At 66.1% G+C, this 14,934-nt stretch carries 13 protein-coding genes; 8 read left to right on the forward strand and 5 right to left on the reverse strand.

Features of this window, described 5'->3' with window-relative positions:
• Position 1 precedes the first annotated feature (1 nt).
• Both M2390_RS12985 and M2390_RS12990 read left to right on the forward strand, forming a co-directional pair.
• Complete coding sequence (locus M2390_RS12985) at positions 2 to 829, forward strand: aldo/keto reductase (protein ID WP_259179352.1); 828 nt, start codon at positions 2 to 4, stop codon at positions 827 to 829.
• 44 nt (positions 830 to 873) lie between these two features.
• Positions 874 to 1,794: an arsenic resistance protein gene (locus M2390_RS12990; protein WP_259179355.1), complete on the forward strand. Its 921-nt coding sequence runs from the start codon at positions 874 to 876 to the stop codon at positions 1,792 to 1,794.
• Positions 1,795 to 1,815: 21 nt separating this feature from the next.
• Here M2390_RS12990 and M2390_RS12995 read toward each other — a convergent pair whose 3' ends face one another.
• Positions 1,816 to 2,811 (reverse strand): YafY family protein, encoded by a 996-nt coding sequence (locus tag M2390_RS12995; RefSeq protein WP_259179358.1) that lies wholly within the window; start codon positions 2,809 to 2,811, stop codon positions 1,816 to 1,818.
• Between the two features lie 167 nt (positions 2,812 to 2,978).
• Here M2390_RS12995 and M2390_RS13000 point away from each other — a divergent pair, with 167 nt between their 5' ends.
• From M2390_RS13000 to M2390_RS13015, 4 genes are all read left to right on the forward strand, one after another.
• The gene (locus M2390_RS13000; RefSeq protein ID WP_259179359.1) at positions 2,979 to 3,752 is read left to right on the forward strand and encodes a FadR/GntR family transcriptional regulator; all 774 of its coding nucleotides are present in this window, start codon (positions 2,979 to 2,981) and stop codon (positions 3,750 to 3,752) included.
• A 141-nt stretch (positions 3,753 to 3,893) separates the two neighbouring features.
• Positions 3,894 to 5,132 carry an MFS transporter gene (locus M2390_RS13005; RefSeq protein ID WP_259179361.1) on the forward strand — a complete coding sequence of 413 codons (1,239 nt, stop codon included), beginning with the start codon at positions 3,894 to 3,896 and terminating at the stop codon, positions 5,130 to 5,132.
• 253 nt (positions 5,133 to 5,385) lie between these two features.
• Positions 5,386 to 7,593, forward strand: coding sequence for a carbon starvation CstA family protein (locus M2390_RS13010; protein ID WP_259179363.1), 2,208 nt, complete (start codon positions 5,386 to 5,388; stop codon positions 7,591 to 7,593).
• 17 nt (positions 7,594 to 7,610) lie between these two features.
• Positions 7,611 to 7,817: a YbdD/YjiX family protein gene (locus M2390_RS13015; RefSeq protein WP_259179364.1), complete on the forward strand. Its 207-nt coding sequence runs from the start codon at positions 7,611 to 7,613 to the stop codon at positions 7,815 to 7,817.
• Between the two features lie 104 nt (positions 7,818 to 7,921).
• On the opposite strand, the gene M2390_RS13020 is transcribed toward M2390_RS13015, so the two are convergent.
• On the reverse strand, positions 7,922 to 9,358 hold the full coding sequence (locus M2390_RS13020) for an NAD(P)-binding domain-containing protein (protein ID WP_259179365.1): 1,437 nt from the start codon (positions 9,356 to 9,358) through the stop codon (positions 7,922 to 7,924).
• A 375-nt stretch (positions 9,359 to 9,733) separates the two neighbouring features.
• Here M2390_RS13020 and M2390_RS13025 point away from each other — a divergent pair, with 375 nt between their 5' ends.
• Complete coding sequence (locus M2390_RS13025; protein ID WP_259179366.1) at positions 9,734 to 10,189, forward strand: MepB family protein; 456 nt, start codon at positions 9,734 to 9,736, stop codon at positions 10,187 to 10,189.
• A 49-nt stretch (positions 10,190 to 10,238) separates the two neighbouring features.
• On the opposite strand, the gene ybaK is transcribed toward M2390_RS13025, so the two are convergent.
• A complete protein-coding gene (gene ybaK, locus M2390_RS13030) occupies positions 10,239 to 10,736 on the reverse strand; it encodes a Cys-tRNA(Pro) deacylase (protein ID WP_259179367.1) in 498 nt (165 codons plus the stop codon).
• Between the two features lie 72 nt (positions 10,737 to 10,808).
• Entirely contained in the window at positions 10,809 to 12,359 is a 1,551-nt protein-coding gene (locus tag M2390_RS13035; protein ID WP_259179368.1) for an SLC13 family permease, read from the reverse strand.
• A 227-nt stretch (positions 12,360 to 12,586) separates the two neighbouring features.
• On the opposite strand from M2390_RS13035, the gene abc-f reads away from it, so the two are divergent.
• The gene (gene abc-f, locus M2390_RS13040; RefSeq protein WP_259179370.1) at positions 12,587 to 14,236 is read left to right on the forward strand and encodes a ribosomal protection-like ABC-F family protein; all 1,650 of its coding nucleotides are present in this window, start codon (positions 12,587 to 12,589) and stop codon (positions 14,234 to 14,236) included.
• Here the strand turns inward: abc-f and M2390_RS13045 are convergent.
• On the reverse strand, positions 14,233 to 14,880 hold the full coding sequence (locus M2390_RS13045; protein ID WP_259179372.1) for a response regulator transcription factor: 648 nt from the start codon (positions 14,878 to 14,880) through the stop codon (positions 14,233 to 14,235). The genes abc-f and M2390_RS13045 overlap by 4 nt on opposite strands.
• Positions 14,881 to 14,934: the final 54 nt, after the last annotated feature.

A 14,934-nucleotide genomic window follows, 5' to 3' on the forward strand; every position in this document is an offset into this window, starting at 1 on the left:
CGTGACCACACCCAACGTAACCCTGAACAATGGTGTTGTCATTCCCCAGGTTGGGTTTGGCGTCTATAAGGTTCCGGACGAGGAAACCCGTGCCGCGGTCGCATCCGCACTGGACCTGGGCTATCGCAGCATCGATACCGCCGCGCTCTACGGCAACGAGGCCGGGGTTGGCAGAGCCATCGCCGAATCGGGGCTCACACGTGACGAGCTATTCATCACCAGCAAGGTCTGGAACACCGAACACGGCTTTGACAAAACCCTCACCGCCTTCGATCACAGCATGGAACTGCTGGGGCTCGACACCCTCGACATGTTCCTGATCCACTGGCCCTGCCCGCGGCAAGACCTGTACCGCGAGACCTGGCGGGCCCTGGAACGGCTCTATGCCGACGGTCGGGTACGTGCGATCGGCGTCTCCAACTTCACCCCCGCCCACCTGACCCGTCTGCTGGAGAGGGCCGAGGTGATTCCCGCGATCAACCAGATCGAGCTGCACCCCGCACTGCCCCAGCACGAGGCCGTCGCCTTTCACCGCGAGCATGGAATTGCCACCGAGGCGTGGAGTCCGCTGGCGCGTGGCAAGGGATTGGAGGATCCCGAGATCGCCCGGATCGCAGCCCGGGTGGATCGCAGCCCGGCGCAGGTCATTCTGCGTTGGCACCTGCAGCAGGGACGCATCGTGATCCCCAAGTCGGTCACCCCGTCCCGGATGGCCGAAAACCTCGCCCTGGACGATTTCGACCTCACCCCGAGCGACCTCGCCCTAATCGATACCCTGGGCCGTGAGGATGGACGCGTGGGCTCACACCCCGACCAGGTCGAGCCATAATCGAGCGCCTCGAACGCTTCCAACTCCCACTGTGCCTCGCCGCGGTGCTCCTGGGCATCGCGGCGGGGACCTGGGCCCCGGGACTCGCCCACCCACTCGAGGTCGCGCTCACCCCGATCCTGGCGCTACTCATGTGTGCCACGTTCCTCGGGGTACCGCTCGCCCGACTCGGGCCCGCCCTCCGCGACGTGCGCTTTATCGGGGCGATTCTCACCCTGAACTTTGTGGTGGTACCGGCAGCGGTGTGGCTGCTGACCCGCACCGATTTTGGACTCCTACTGGCCGCAAACCCGGTGGACACGGGCATCCGGGTGGGCCTGGTGCTGGTCCTGCTGGCACCGTGTGTGGACTATGTCATCGCGTTCACCGGACTCGCCGGTGGTGCCCGCGACCGCCTGCTCGCCACCGCTCCACTGCTCCTCCTGATGCAGGCCGTACTGATTCCGCTCTACCTGCCGCTGATGGTGGATGTCGGATCCCTGCACATCGAGCCCGGACCGTTTATCGAAGCCCTGGCCGTGCTCCTTCTTGTTCCGCTGATCGTGGCGGCCACGGTACAGGCCACACGTCACCGCTCGCGTCTCGCGCGCAGCCTCGAACGGGCCGGCACCGCGGGCATGGTTCCGTTGATGATGGCCACCCTGTTTACGGTTGTGGGGGCGCAGAGCGCTCAGATCGGCGCAGACATCGGCACAGTGCTGATCGCGGTTCCCACCTTCGTGCTGTTCCTGCTTGTCATGTTCCCGCTGGGCATGCTGGCCGGAAGAGTCTTTCGCCTCGATGTTCCGGGCACTCGCGCACTGACCATGAGCGGCGCCACCAGAAACTCCCTGGTGGTCCTGCCCCTCGCCCTCGCCCTGCCCGCACCGCTGCACGCGGCGGCCCTGGTGGTGGTCACCCAGACGCTGGTTGAGTTGGCCGGCATGCTCGTCTATGTCCGCATGGTTCCGCGGCTCATCCGCTAAGACAGTCAGGCATGCAGAACGCTAGGCGACCTCGCTGGGCACCTCGGCCTCTCTCCCGCTAGCGCGTGACGCCCGCGCGGCCAATTCGGCAAAGGCGAGCTTGAGGTCATCCGGCTCCAGTACCTCCACGTCGGCGTCCAGGAGTAACAGCCACCGGGCGACGGCATCGGGATCGGGGGCGGTGATGCGAATCACGCTGCTCCCCTCCCCCGCTCGCTCCACCCTGCCCCAGGCCGGCAGCACCCAGCGGCGCACCCGGGAGAGGTCTCGCTCGATGCGCACCACGTACTGTCTCAGTGCCGGCGCGCCGGTGTGTTCGCGAACAAATCGGTCTAGATCCATCGCGGGCTCCCGACGCGGTACCGAAACCACCGAGGTGATCACCACCCGGCGGAATCGCTCCAGCGGGATCACCTTCCACTCGGCCGATTCCAGCAAAAATACAACCGCGTGCCAGGCACCCCGCGAATAGGCCAGTCTCAACGGCTCGATCCGGCGATTGATGATCCGTCCCACGGGATCCGAAAACTCGGCATCCACCCGTCGACGTTCCCGACAGGCGCGGGCGAGCCGGATCAACAGCAGCGGTGGCGGTGCATCGATCGCCATCCCCGCCAGGTGCGAGATGTCCAGGAAGTCCGCATGCCGGTACAGAGCCTCCATCGTCGAGTCGAGCTTGCCCGGCATGACCGCGCTGATTTTCTCGCTCACCGTGTCCAGGAGCTCATCGCGGTACTCACGATGCATCTTCGCTGCACGCAGGGCAAGCTGCACGGCCACGGCCTCATCCGCGTCGATCACGATCGGCGGTAGGGCGGTGCCGGGGTCGAGGTAGTAGCCGCCGCCGGTTCCGAAGGTGGATTCGATCGGATATCCACCCTCGCGGAGCTGGGCAATATCACGCCTGACGGTGCGCGCGGTGACACCCAGCTGTCGGCCCAGTTGATCGGCGGACCAACCGTGGCGCTGTTGGAGAAGTGCGAGTAGCCGAAGGAGTCGGCCGGAGGTTTCCCACATGAGAGGTTTTCGCTTCCGTTCCGGTTGGCGGCCACCCCGCCCCCCGCGGTGTGATGCCGTGCAACCTGTCCTCCAGTGTTGCCGGATTCTCCCGATAAATTGCTGGACTCCCAGAGACTCAGAACAAACCGATTGTGATTTGGTCCTAAATGTCCTACATTTAACGCGTGCCAAAAAACACCGCCTCCGCCCCAACTTCGATCAACAACTCCGCCCCCGAGAACACGCCGAAATCCAGCGCAACCCGAGGCCTGAGCACCCGCACGGTCACGGTACCGCAGCGCGTCGCCGCGGACATCCGGGCCAAGATCGACGCGGATGAGTGGCCCCCGGGTACCCGCATCCCCACCGAGATGACCCTCGCCAAGACCTACGGGATCGGCCGCGGAAGCGTGCGGGAGGCGCTGCGCTCGCTTGTACATTCGGGCCTGCTTGAGGCACGCGCCGGCGACGGAACCTACGTCCGGGCTCGCAGCGAACTCCAAGTTCAGCTGACGCGCCGAGTGTCCCCCGATCACCTCGATGACCTGCTTGAGGTTCGCGCTCTGCTTGAGCGTCACACGGCACGCCGGGCGGCCGAACGTGCCACACCCGCCGAGCATGCGGCGCTACGGGAGGCGCTGGCCCTGCGCGATGCATCGGATAATGTGAAGGACTACATCGGCCACGACGTGAAATTCCACGAGATCATCGTGCGCGCGGCAGGCAACTCCCTCCTTGCCGACCTCTATGTGGATCTGGACGCGGTGGCTACCCAGCTCGAATCGCTCCCCATCCACGGGGACGATGTTGAGGCATTCCGCGCCTTCATCACCCACGGACACGAGAGTCACCACGAACTGCTGGATGCGATCGTCTCCGGGGATGCGGACCGCGCCGATGCCCTGGCCGCACACCTGGTCGAGTGCGCACGGTCCATGTTTACCCCCGCCGAGTCCTAGGCATCCCGAGAGGCGCCACACCTCCCCACGGGCATCCCGGACACTCCCCCGAGATTAACTGGCAAACACCCCGCCGCGGACCGCTCGCCGAGTGCCCGTCCGCGCCCCCACACTTTTACCTGTCTAACCGAAAGAACACACATGACGACACCCTCAGCCCCACCCAGCACAAACCGCGGTGCCCGCACCGGCCTGCTCCTGGTGGGCATCCTGCTCATCGGCGCCAACCTCCGCGCGGCCATTACCCCGGTGGGCCCCGTGCTCGGCGATATCCAGATGGACCACGGCATCTCGGCGGCCCTCGCCTCGGTGCTGATTTCAATTCCGCTGGTCGCATTCGCGCTGGTCTCCCCGATTGCCCCGCTGATCGCCCGCAAGCTCGGCATGGAGCGCGCGCTGGGCGCCTCCCTGGGGTTGCTCGCGATCGCCATCGTGATCCGCTCGCTGCCCTGGTCCCCGGGCCTCTGGATCGGCACCGTGCTGCTGGGTATCGCCATCGCGGTGATCAATGTGGTCCTGCCCTCGCTGATCAAGCGAGACTTCCCCGACCGCGTGGGCAGCGTCACCGGCTGGTACTCGGCCGTGCAGGGTACCGCGGCGGCCATCGCCTCGGGGCTCGCCGTCCCGATTGCCGGGGCCGACGGCAGCGGCTGGCGGTTAGCCCTGGGTATCTGGGCTGGGCTCGCGGTGATCGCGCTGGCGGTCTTCTGGCCGCAGCTGCGCTCGCGCACCCTGCCGCTCCACGATCGCCCCGCCGCCCTGGACCCGCACCCCGCCCAGTACCGCTCGCCCTGGAAGAGCGCGCTGGCCTGGCAGGTGACCGCATTCATGGGACTGCAATCCACCGTGTTCTACTCGATCATCACCTGGCTGCCCTCGATCGAACGCTCCGCCGGCATCGATGCCACCACCGCCGGATTCCACCAGTCCGAACTTCAGCTGGTGGGTGTCCTCTCGACCATCACCGCGGCGGCGCTGGTGCAGCGCTCGCAGAGCCAGAGCCTACTGGCACTGGGGTCCGCGCTCTTCTCGGCGGCCGGCGTGATCGGTGTCCTGATTGATCCGAGCCTTGCTGTTCTCTGGGCCGCACTGCTGGGGGCCGCCGGTGGCGCCTCGATCGTGATCGTGCTGAGCATGTTTGGGCTTCGCACCTCGCACCACGGACAGGCCGCCGCACTGTCCGGCATGGCCCAGTCGATCGGTTACCTGTTCGCGGCCTTTGGCCCGATCGTGATCGGACTGATCCACGATGCCACCGGATCCTGGCAGACCCCGCTGTTTGTCCTGCTGGGGATCGTGATCGCCCAGGCGATCTTCGGAATGCTCGCCGGCCGCAACCGGGTGATCGGACTGCACGAGCCGGTGCCCGCCACCGTCTAAACGCGCGCACGGAGCCACCTCTGGCCGGGGGATCACCGATCCTCCGGCCAGAGGTGCATCCCAAATGACAGACACCAATCCGGAACAATTCCCCCTGAACGCGTGACATCGTGCTAAATTCGCTCACACCCAGCACAAGATTCGGGGGAATATCGTGCATCGCAACGTCGCGAACTCGGCGGGCAATCGCTCCCGCTCCACCAGAACATCTCCAGACGCCACCACATCGGCGCAGGTCCCACCACCGCCCGCGGTGGCCGATAGCCCGCCCACTCCCGCGCGTCGAAAACCCTGGAAGATCGCCCTCTGGGTGGCCATCGCGCTCCTCGGCGGCACCGCCTGGTACATGCTCGCGATTCTGCGCGGGGAGAGCGTCAACGCGATCTGGTTCGTTTTTGCCGCGGTCTGCACGTACCTGATCGGCTATCGCTTCTACTCCAAGGTCATCGAGCGCTTTCTGGTAAAACCGGATGACAACCGGGCCACCCCCGCCGAGGTGCACTCGGACGGACGCGACTTCGTGCCCACCGATCGCCGCGTGCTCTTCGGGCACCACTTTGCGGCCATCGCCGGCGCGGGGCCGCTGGTGGGACCAATCCTCGCCGCCCAGATGGGATACCTTCCCGGGACCATCTGGATCATCGTGGGTGTGGTCCTCGCCGGGGCCGTCCAGGACTACCTGGTGCTGTTTTTCTCCACCCGCCGGGGCGGACGCTCGCTCGGTCAGATGGCACGCGACGAGTTTGGGCGCATCGGCGGCCTCGCCGCGCTACTGGCAACCCTGGCGATTATGGTCATCATCATCGCGATTCTTGCGCTCGTGGTGGTCAACGCCCTGGGCGAGAGCCCCTGGGGTGTCTTCAGCGTGGCCATGACGATTCCGATCGCGCTCTTCATGGGCCTCTACCTGCGCTATCTCCGACCGGGCAAAATCACCGAGATCTCGATCATCGGGTTTGTGCTGCTGCTTGCGGCAATCATCGGCGGCGGATCCGTGGCCGCCACCGACTGGGGCCAGGCCATCTTCCACCTGGATCGCACCACACTCGCCTGGGCCGTGATCATCTACGGTTTTGTCGCCGCGGTGCTGCCGGTGTGGCTGTTACTTGCCCCGCGAGACTACCTATCGACGTTCATGAAGATCGGCGTGATCGTGATGCTCGCCGGAGCGATCGTCCTGGTGCGTCCCGAAATCACGGTTCCCGCCTTCAGCGAGTTCGCCGGGCGCACCGACGGACCGGTCTTTTCCGGCGGGATCTTCCCCTTCCTGTTTGTGACCATCGCCTGCGGGGCCCTCTCGGGATTCCATGCGCTGATAGCCTCGGGCACCACCCCCAAGCTGATCGAGAAGGAACGCCAGACCCGGTTCATCGGGTACGGCGGCATGCTGATGGAGTCCTTCGTGGCGATCATGGCCCTGGTCGCGGCCGTCTCGATCGACCGCGGCATCTACTTCGCCATGAATGCCTCGGCCGGTGCCACCGGCGGCACCGTCGAGGGTGCCGTCGCGTTTGTGAACTCGCTGGGACTCACCGGAGTAAACCTCACCCCGGACCTCCTGTTGCAAACCGCAAAGGATGTGGGTGAGGGCTCAATCGTCTCGCGCACCGGCGGTGCCCCCACCCTGGCGGTGGGATTGGCACAGATCATGCACTCCCTCATCGGGGGTCCGGCGATGATGGCGTTCTGGTACCACTTCGCGATCATGTTCGAGGCGCTGTTTATCCTCACCGCGGTGGATGCGGGCACCCGAGTCTCACGCTTCATGTTGCAGGACGGTCTGGGGAACCTCTTCCCCAAGTTCCGCGACCACGGATGGAAACCGGGCGTCTGGCTCTGTACCGGGGTGATGGTTGCGGCCTGGGGTGCGATCCTGATCCTCGGGGTTTCAGACCCCCTCGGCGGGATCAACACGTTCTTCCCGCTGTTCGGTATCGCCAATCAGCTCCTGGCGGCCATCGCGCTGGCCATCTGTTTGACCATCGCCGCCCGCACCCGGGCCGCTCGCTGGTTGTGGATCGTCGCCATCCCGCTCACGGTTGCCACCGTGGTCACGGTGACGGCCTCGCTGTACAAGATCTTCTCGCCGGTCCCGGCGGTGGGCTACTGGGCTCAGCACGTGGCCTATCGCGATGCCCTGGCGGCGGGTGAAACCAGCCTGGGGGCGGCGCGAGACGTGCCCGCGATGGAGGCCGTTGTCCGAAATACGGCGGTGCAGGGAACCCTGTCCATCGTGTTTGTGGGGCTCGCGCTCGTGGTCATCGTGATCGCGCTGGTCGCTACCGTGCGCGCGCTCGGAGGGGGCGCCGCCCCCAACACCGAGGACCCGTTTGTCCCGTCCACCCGGTTCGCTCCGGCCGGACTCATCCCCATGCCGGCCGAACGCGCCCTGGAGCGGGAGTGGGCGCGCTATCTCAAAACGCTCCCCGCGGAAGCGCGGCCCGAGAAAGCGGGGCACTGATCATGGGGGTGTGGCGGATGCTCGCTGCGCGGACGTCACGGGCTCTCGCGCCGCTGGCACGAATCTACCGATTCCTGGGGTCGATGATGGGTGAGGACGCCTACCGCGTGTTTGTCACCCATCAGCGCCTGAATCATCCGGGACGGCCGGTGCCCAGCGCACGGGATTTTTGGCGCGACCATTACGCCCGTCAGGACACGAATCCCGGTGCGCGCTGCTGTTAGCCGCGGGCGGCTGCGGGCAGGTGCTGGCCCACGATATCCGCCGCGCACACGGTCACGGCCGCCACCCGGAGTTCGGGGGCGGCCGTGACCGCTTGCGATGGTACCTAGCGGCGGGAGGTCGGGCGGGTGACCCTGGCGGCGGCGGTCACGCCGCGCTCGCGGGTTCCCACATCGATCGCGTCATCGCGAGTATCCGCGACGGTCCCCACCGGGGTGAGGTAGCGCTCGATCGAGTCGTCCATCTCCTCGAGCCACGGGGTGTGGTGCACGGCGGCCATGGTACCGGTCATCACCGAGGGATAGGTCTTATCCCGATAGCGGGCGATATCCACCTGCTTATCGTGCTGCCAGGACTGGAAGATACGCACAACCTCGTCCAGGTCGAACATCGGGTAGTCGGTGCGCTCGATCAGATCGCGAATGTAGTTCGCCTGATAGACGACCTCGGAGTCGTGGTCCGGCAGTGCCGCATACTCGGCCAGCCAGTGACGGATATCCGCGGCCCGATCCTCGGCGTCCGGCAGGGAAATGCGGCCCAAAATCACATCGCGCACAAACCATGCCTGCGCGTCAAACATGTTGAAGGTGAACCACTGGTCCTGCGCGCCCACGTAGAACAGGTTGGGGTTGCCCTGCCAGACGGTGCCCTTGTACAGACCGTCCGGGTAGAGGTTGTTCGGGGAGGATAGCGCGAGCGAGTCCGGCAGGAACGGATACTTGTGGAGGTAGCCGGTGCAGAGCACCACGGCGTCAACCTCGCGCACCGATCCGTCGCGGAAGGTCACCGTACTGCCATCGAAACCGACCGCGAGCGGCAGCTCCTCGACCCCGGCGGGCCAGTCGAAGCCCATCGCGTGGGAGCGGTAGCTCAGCGTCACGAGTTCGGCACCCATCTTATGTGCCTGCATCCCGATGTCCTCGGCCGAATAGCTGGCACCGATCATCAGCACACGCTTGCCGGCCAGGCGCTCGGCACCGCGGAAGTCGTGGGCGTGCATGACCTCGCCGGTGAAGTTCTCCAGCCCATCGAAATCGGGCACGTTGGGGAAGGAGAAGTGACCGGAGGCAACGATGATCCGGTCGAAGTGCTCGGTGGTGGTTTCGCCATCGGCGAGGTTTTCCGAGGCCACGGTGAAACCATCCTCGGTTTCCTGGGTCCAGCGCACAATCGTGTTGAAACGTACGAAGCGTCGCACGTCGCTCGCCTCAACTCGGCCGGCGATGTAGTCCCACAACACCGCGCGCGGCGGGTAGGAGGAGATCGGCTTTCCAAAGTGCTGATCGAAGGAATAGTCGGCAAATTCCAGGGCTTCCTTGGGCCCGTTTGACCACAGGTTGCGGTACATGCTGGAGTGCACGGGCTCGCCGTGCTGGTCGATTCCGGTGCGCCACGAGTAGTTCCACTGTCCGCCCCAGTCGGCCTGCTTTTCAAAACAGACAATTTCGGGGATCTCGGCGCCGCTTTCGCGTGCTGCCTCGAAGGCGCGCAACTGCGCCATTCCACTCGGTCCCGCTCCAATAATCGCAATGCGTTCTACCACGACATCCTTTCCGGCCCTTGGCCTCAGTTCGGCATGTTTTGGTGAGGGGAAATCACCTGCGAAAGTTGCCTCTGTGCGAACGGCCGGCGCGGGTCCCACACGGGTTCCGGCAGCTATAAACCGACGCTCCGGGCAACCCCGCAACGTCACCTATCCTAACAAAATGGCTGGTTGTGCGGCGATTCACCGTAGGCGATATGCGCCTAAACCCCTGGTCAAGCGGTCGTTATTTATATTCTGAGTATGCGAAAAATAGTGTCAAATGGGCAACTTTGGATGCGTTTTATGCACCTCGTGAAGCGTGTTCAGAGCATCCCAAAATCGGGTGTTTGAGAAATCAATTTCGGGATGAATGGGGCTCGCTAGACTGGACCGATGGATCCCCGATTGCCGCCCTGGTGGGGCAGCCTGTTTGACCCGTCGGACACCGCGCAGGCACGCGTGGAGGACGATGTGGAAAATGCCGACTACGCTTCGGGGATCGTGACCCTGGGTTCTGCACGCTGGCGTATCCGCACCGCGCGAATCACCCCGACCAAGCCGGGCGGATTTGTCTCGGCCTGGCGGCGCGGCGAGGGCGGCATCACCGAACCCTTTACCGCCGACCCGACCCTGGCCGGGATGATCGTGTTCATCGAGGATCGCGAGCACCGCGGGGCGTTTATCTGGGACACCACCCGGCTCACCGAGCTCGGGATACTCCATTCGTCGGCCCATCCGGGTAAGCGCGGATTTCGTGTATATCCGAGCTGGTGCACCGGGCTCAACCGGCAGGCCGAGGCCACCCAGCGGCGTCAGGCTGCGGGGTTTGTGGATCTCTCCCACGAGTAGGCTCGCCCCTCAACAGCCTACTGACGTTGGTGCCGCACGCGGGCCTCGCCTACCGCTCCTTGGCGATCGGGGCGAAGGTCGCGCCGGTGATCCGGGCGAGGTCTGCGGGGGCGAGTTCGATGTCGAGGCCGCGGCGACCGCCGGACACAAACACGGTGTCGTAGAGCTGGGCCTCCTCGTCGATGACCGTGGTCAGCGGCGTCTTCTGACCCACCGGGCTGATTCCACCAACGATGTAGCCGGTCTTGCGTTCGGCCAGGCCGGTGTCCGCGAGTTCCGCTTTCTTGCCACCCACGGCCTGGGCGAGCGCCTTCAGATCGAGCATCCCAGCCACCGGCACCACCGCGACGGTGAGGGTACCGTCCACGCTGGCCACCAGGGTTTTGAAGACGCGGGCGGGGTCCAGGTCGAGCTTGCTGGCGGCCTCCAGCCCGAAGTTTTTCTCGGCCGGATCGTGCTCGTACTCATGCGCGATCACCTCAATCTGAGCCTCGGCGAGCGCGCGCAGCGCGGGGGTCCCGGCCGGGGCCGGAGTCTTCTTGGCCATGCGGCACCTTTCACCAGAAAACGCGGGACCTCCAGGCTAGCAAGGGCGGGCCTCGCGAGCGCGCGGGCGTCGCTAAAACGGCCAGATGACCGGCACATAGAACACCGCGACCGCCAGGAAAAACAGCAGCAGGGGCAGACCTAGCTTCCAGTAGTCGCCGAAGCGATACCCGCCGGGTTCCAGCACCATCGTGTTGGCCGGCGTCGCCACCGGGGTCAGGAACGCGGCGGCCCCGGCCACGGTGAGTGCCATCATGAACGGCAGCACCGATACCCCCAGGTCCCCGGCGACAACCAGCGCGATCGGGGCGACGATCAGCACCGTGGCGGTGTTGGAAATCAGCTGGCCCAGCACCATCGTGAGCGCGCAGATCGCCAGCAGCGCCAGGTGCGGGGAGCCGTCCCCCACGATGCCCAGCAGTCCCGTGGCCAGTAGGTCGGCGGTGCCGGTCTGGACCACGGCGGTGGAGAGCGGGATCATCCCACCGATCAGCACGATGGTGGTCCAGGAGATGCTGCGGTAGGCCCGCGGCGGGGTCACCACCCCGGTCACCACCAGGGTCATCGCGGCCGCGAGACCGGCAATGGCCGGCGGGACGATCCCCGTGGCCAGCAGGATGATCATCGCCAGCAGGGTGAACATCGCGCGCTTGGCACCGATGCCCAGCGGCACCCCGCGGCGCAGCATGTCCGGCTCGTCCACCACCAGCATGCCCGGGGTCGCGACCTCGTGGGTCAGGTCCGACCAGGTGCCGGTCAGCAGCAGGGTGTCCCCCGCCATCAGCACCGTATGCTCCTCGGTAATGTTCTCGCCGCCACGCTGAATCGCCAGGATCACCAGCGATCCACTCCCGGTTACCATTCCCGGATACGCGTAGGTCCCGATCAGTTCCGACCGCGGCGCGACCACCACCTCGGAGATGCCCTTCTTGGCGCCGATCAGGCGGGAGCCGCCATCCAGATCGTACTGTTCGCGCAGCGTCTCGGCGTGCGCTCGCAAATCCCCCATCGGTGTACGAAACGGCCGGGTGGGCAGCAGGAAGCGGCCAAAAAACACCAGAATCAGCAGGGTGCCCACCAGCAGCGGAATACCCACCAGGGCGAACTCAAAAAACCCGAACGGACGCGCGCCGGCACCGGCGGCCTGCTCGCTCACGATGATGTTGACGGGCGTTCCGGTAAGCGCGAGTAGCGAGCCCGCATGGGCGGCAAAGGCCAGCGGAATCAGCATCTGCGAGGGCGCGAGTTTGGCTCGGATCGCCACCACCACAACCACCGGAACCAGGGCCGCCACCGCGCCGTTGACGCTGATCAGAGCCGTGGCGATTGCCCCGAGAATGCCCACGACCAGAATCAGCGTGGAGCGCTTTTCGCCGGCGCGGCTGATGACCTGGGTGCTCACCCAGGTGGTGACGCCGGTGGATTCCAGCGCCTCGCTCACCACAAACAGTGAGGCGATGAAAATGACCGTGGGATCCCCAAACCCGGCCGTGACCTCCCCGAGGCTGAGCACCCCGGTGGCCCACAGCGCGAGGCTCACCCCGAGCGCCACGACCCCCAGCGGAACGCGGTTCGACATAAACGCGGCGATCGCGAGCGCCAAAATGATCAGTGTTGCCGCCATATACGCCCCCGTCTCGAAAGAACCTCCCGGCTCAACCATCGGGCCACCTCAGGAAAATTCGGGGTTTCACCCCCACCCTAGCGAGGCCATACGTGGATTCGGGGCAGGTTGACACACGTTGGCAGAACAGATGTGAGGTGCTGTCGCGCTCTCCCGGGAAACCGGATGTTTTTGGGTGATTCGGGGTGTGACTCGATCCGATCGGCGGCGACTGAAAGAATGGGGGCATGAGTGCAACGCTGGGTGTCCATGACATCGCCGGAGGCTACGGCCACCGCATCCTCTTTGAGGGCCTGAACCTGACCGTCACCGAGGGCGACGTGATCGGCGTCGTCGGCGTCAACGGTGCCGGAAAGTCCACCCTGCTGCGGGTGCTCGCGGGCCTGGTGCCCCCGGTTTCTGGATCGATCACCCGCTCCCCCGCCGACGCGTTTGTTGGCTACCTCCCGCAGGAGCGCGAGCGGGTCGAGGGCGAGACGATCACCGCGTATATCGAGCGCCGCACCGGCTGCGCCGACGCCCAGGCGGAGATGGATTCCGCCGCGCTCGCGCTGGCCGATCCCGATCCCACCGGTGCCAACGCCGATGCCTACGACCGCGCGCTCGGCCGCTGGCTGGCCAGCGGGGCCGCGGACCTCGAGGATCGCATCCCCGAGGTGCTCGCCGACCTGGGCCTGGATCTCCCCATCGACACCGCGATGACCGCGCTCTCCGGCGGGCAGGCGGCCCGCGTGGGCCTCGCCGCCCTGCTGCTCTCCCGGTTCGATATCGCGCTGTTGGATGAGCCCACCAACGACCTCGACCTCGACGGTCTGGAGCGTCTGGAGGGCTTCATCCGGGGGCTGCGTGGCGGGGCCGTGCTGGTCAGCCACGACCGTGAATTCCTCGGCCGGGCGGTCACCAAGGTCCTCGAGCTCGACCTGCACCAGGGCCGAAACTCGCTGTTCGGCGGCGGCTACGACGCCTACCTGGAGGAGCGCGAAACCGCCCGCCGCCAGCGTCGCGAGGCCTACGAGGAGTACGCCGATACCAAGGCCGATCTGGTCTCGCGGGCGCGCACGCAGCGCGAGTGGTCAAGCCAGGGTGTGCGCAACGCGATGAAGAAGTCGCCCGATAACGACAAGATACGGCGCAAGGCCTCGGTGGAATCCAGCGAGAAGCAGGCGCAGAAGGTGCGCCAGATGGAGAGCCGGATTTCCCATCTGGAGGAGGTCGAGGAGCCGCGTAAGGAGTGGAAGCTCGAGTTCACCATCGGGCAGGCTGCCCGCTCGGGCGCCGTGGTGTGCACCCTGGATGCGGCGACCCTGGATCGCGGCGGCTTCGTGTTTGGACCGGTCAGCGCGCAGGTCAACGGCGGCGACCGGATCGGCATCACCGGGGCCAACGGCGCCGGCAAGTCCACCCTGCTCGCGCTGCTGCTCGGGCGGCTCACCCCGGATAGCGGACGCGCCTCGCTCGGCTCCGGCGTCGCGATTGGCGAGGTTGATCAGGCCCGCGCCCAGCTGGTCGGTGATGCCTCCCTGGCCGAAACGATGGCCGCGCGGCTGCCCGAGCTGGAAATCGGCGAGGTACGGACCCTGCTGGCCAAGTTCGGACTGCGCGCCGACCACGTGGATCGTCCGGTGGATGAGCTTTCCCCCGGCGAGCGCACCCGGGCCGGACTCGCGCTGCTCCAGGCTCGCGGCGTCAACCTGCTGGTGCTCGATGAGCCCACCAACCACCTCGACCTGGCCGCGATCGAACAGCTTGAGCAGGCATTGGAAAGCTACACCGGCACCCTGCTCCTGGTCACCCACGACCGCCGGATGCTGGACAACGTGCGTTTGACACGTCGCTGGCAGATGGCCGACGGCCGGCTGAGCGAGGGGCTGGTTTAGCCGCTCTCGCCCAGCCTGGCGATTGCCTCGGCTCGGGAGGAGACCCCGAGCTTGGCGAAGAGGTTGTTGGTGTGGGTCTTGACCGTGGAGAGCGAGACAAACATTGCCTCGGCGATCTCGCGGTTGCTCGCGCCCTGCCCCATCCGCTCGAGCACGTCGCTCTCGCGCTCGGTCAGTCCGGCCTCGCGGGCGAGGGTCTGCAGGGCCGAGCGCTGCCCGAGCCCACGGATCATCACCGCGGCCACCTCGGGGGCAAACGTCTGCTGCCCGGCGACCGTGGCGGTCAGGGCGGCGAGGATCTGCTCGCGGCCCGCACTCTTGGTCAGGTAGCCCGAGGCACCGGCCGACAGCGCCCCGGCGATCGAGGAGTCATCGGCATAGGTGGTGAGCACCAGCACGGCGGTGCCCGGCAGCTCGGCACGGATCTGTCGGGTCGCCTCGGCACCGTCCAGGATCGGCATGCGCAGATCCATCAGCACCACGTCGGGCCGGGTTTCCCGAGCGAGCGCCACTGCCTGCTCACCGTTTTCGGCGGTGCCCACCACGCTCACACCGGGTGAGTATTCGAGGATCGTGGCCAGGCCATCGCGCACGGTGGCCTGATCATCGGCTACCAATACCCGGATGTCCGTGGAGTCGCTCATCAGCAGGGGCCCTTCGCCAGGCCCGGCGGTTTTTCCGGGCACTCTAGTATCCCA

Source organism: Mycetocola sp. BIGb0189, from assembly GCF_024810155.1.
In the GTDB taxonomy this organism is placed as follows: domain Bacteria; phylum Actinomycetota; class Actinomycetes; order Actinomycetales; family Microbacteriaceae; genus Mycetocola; species Mycetocola lacteus.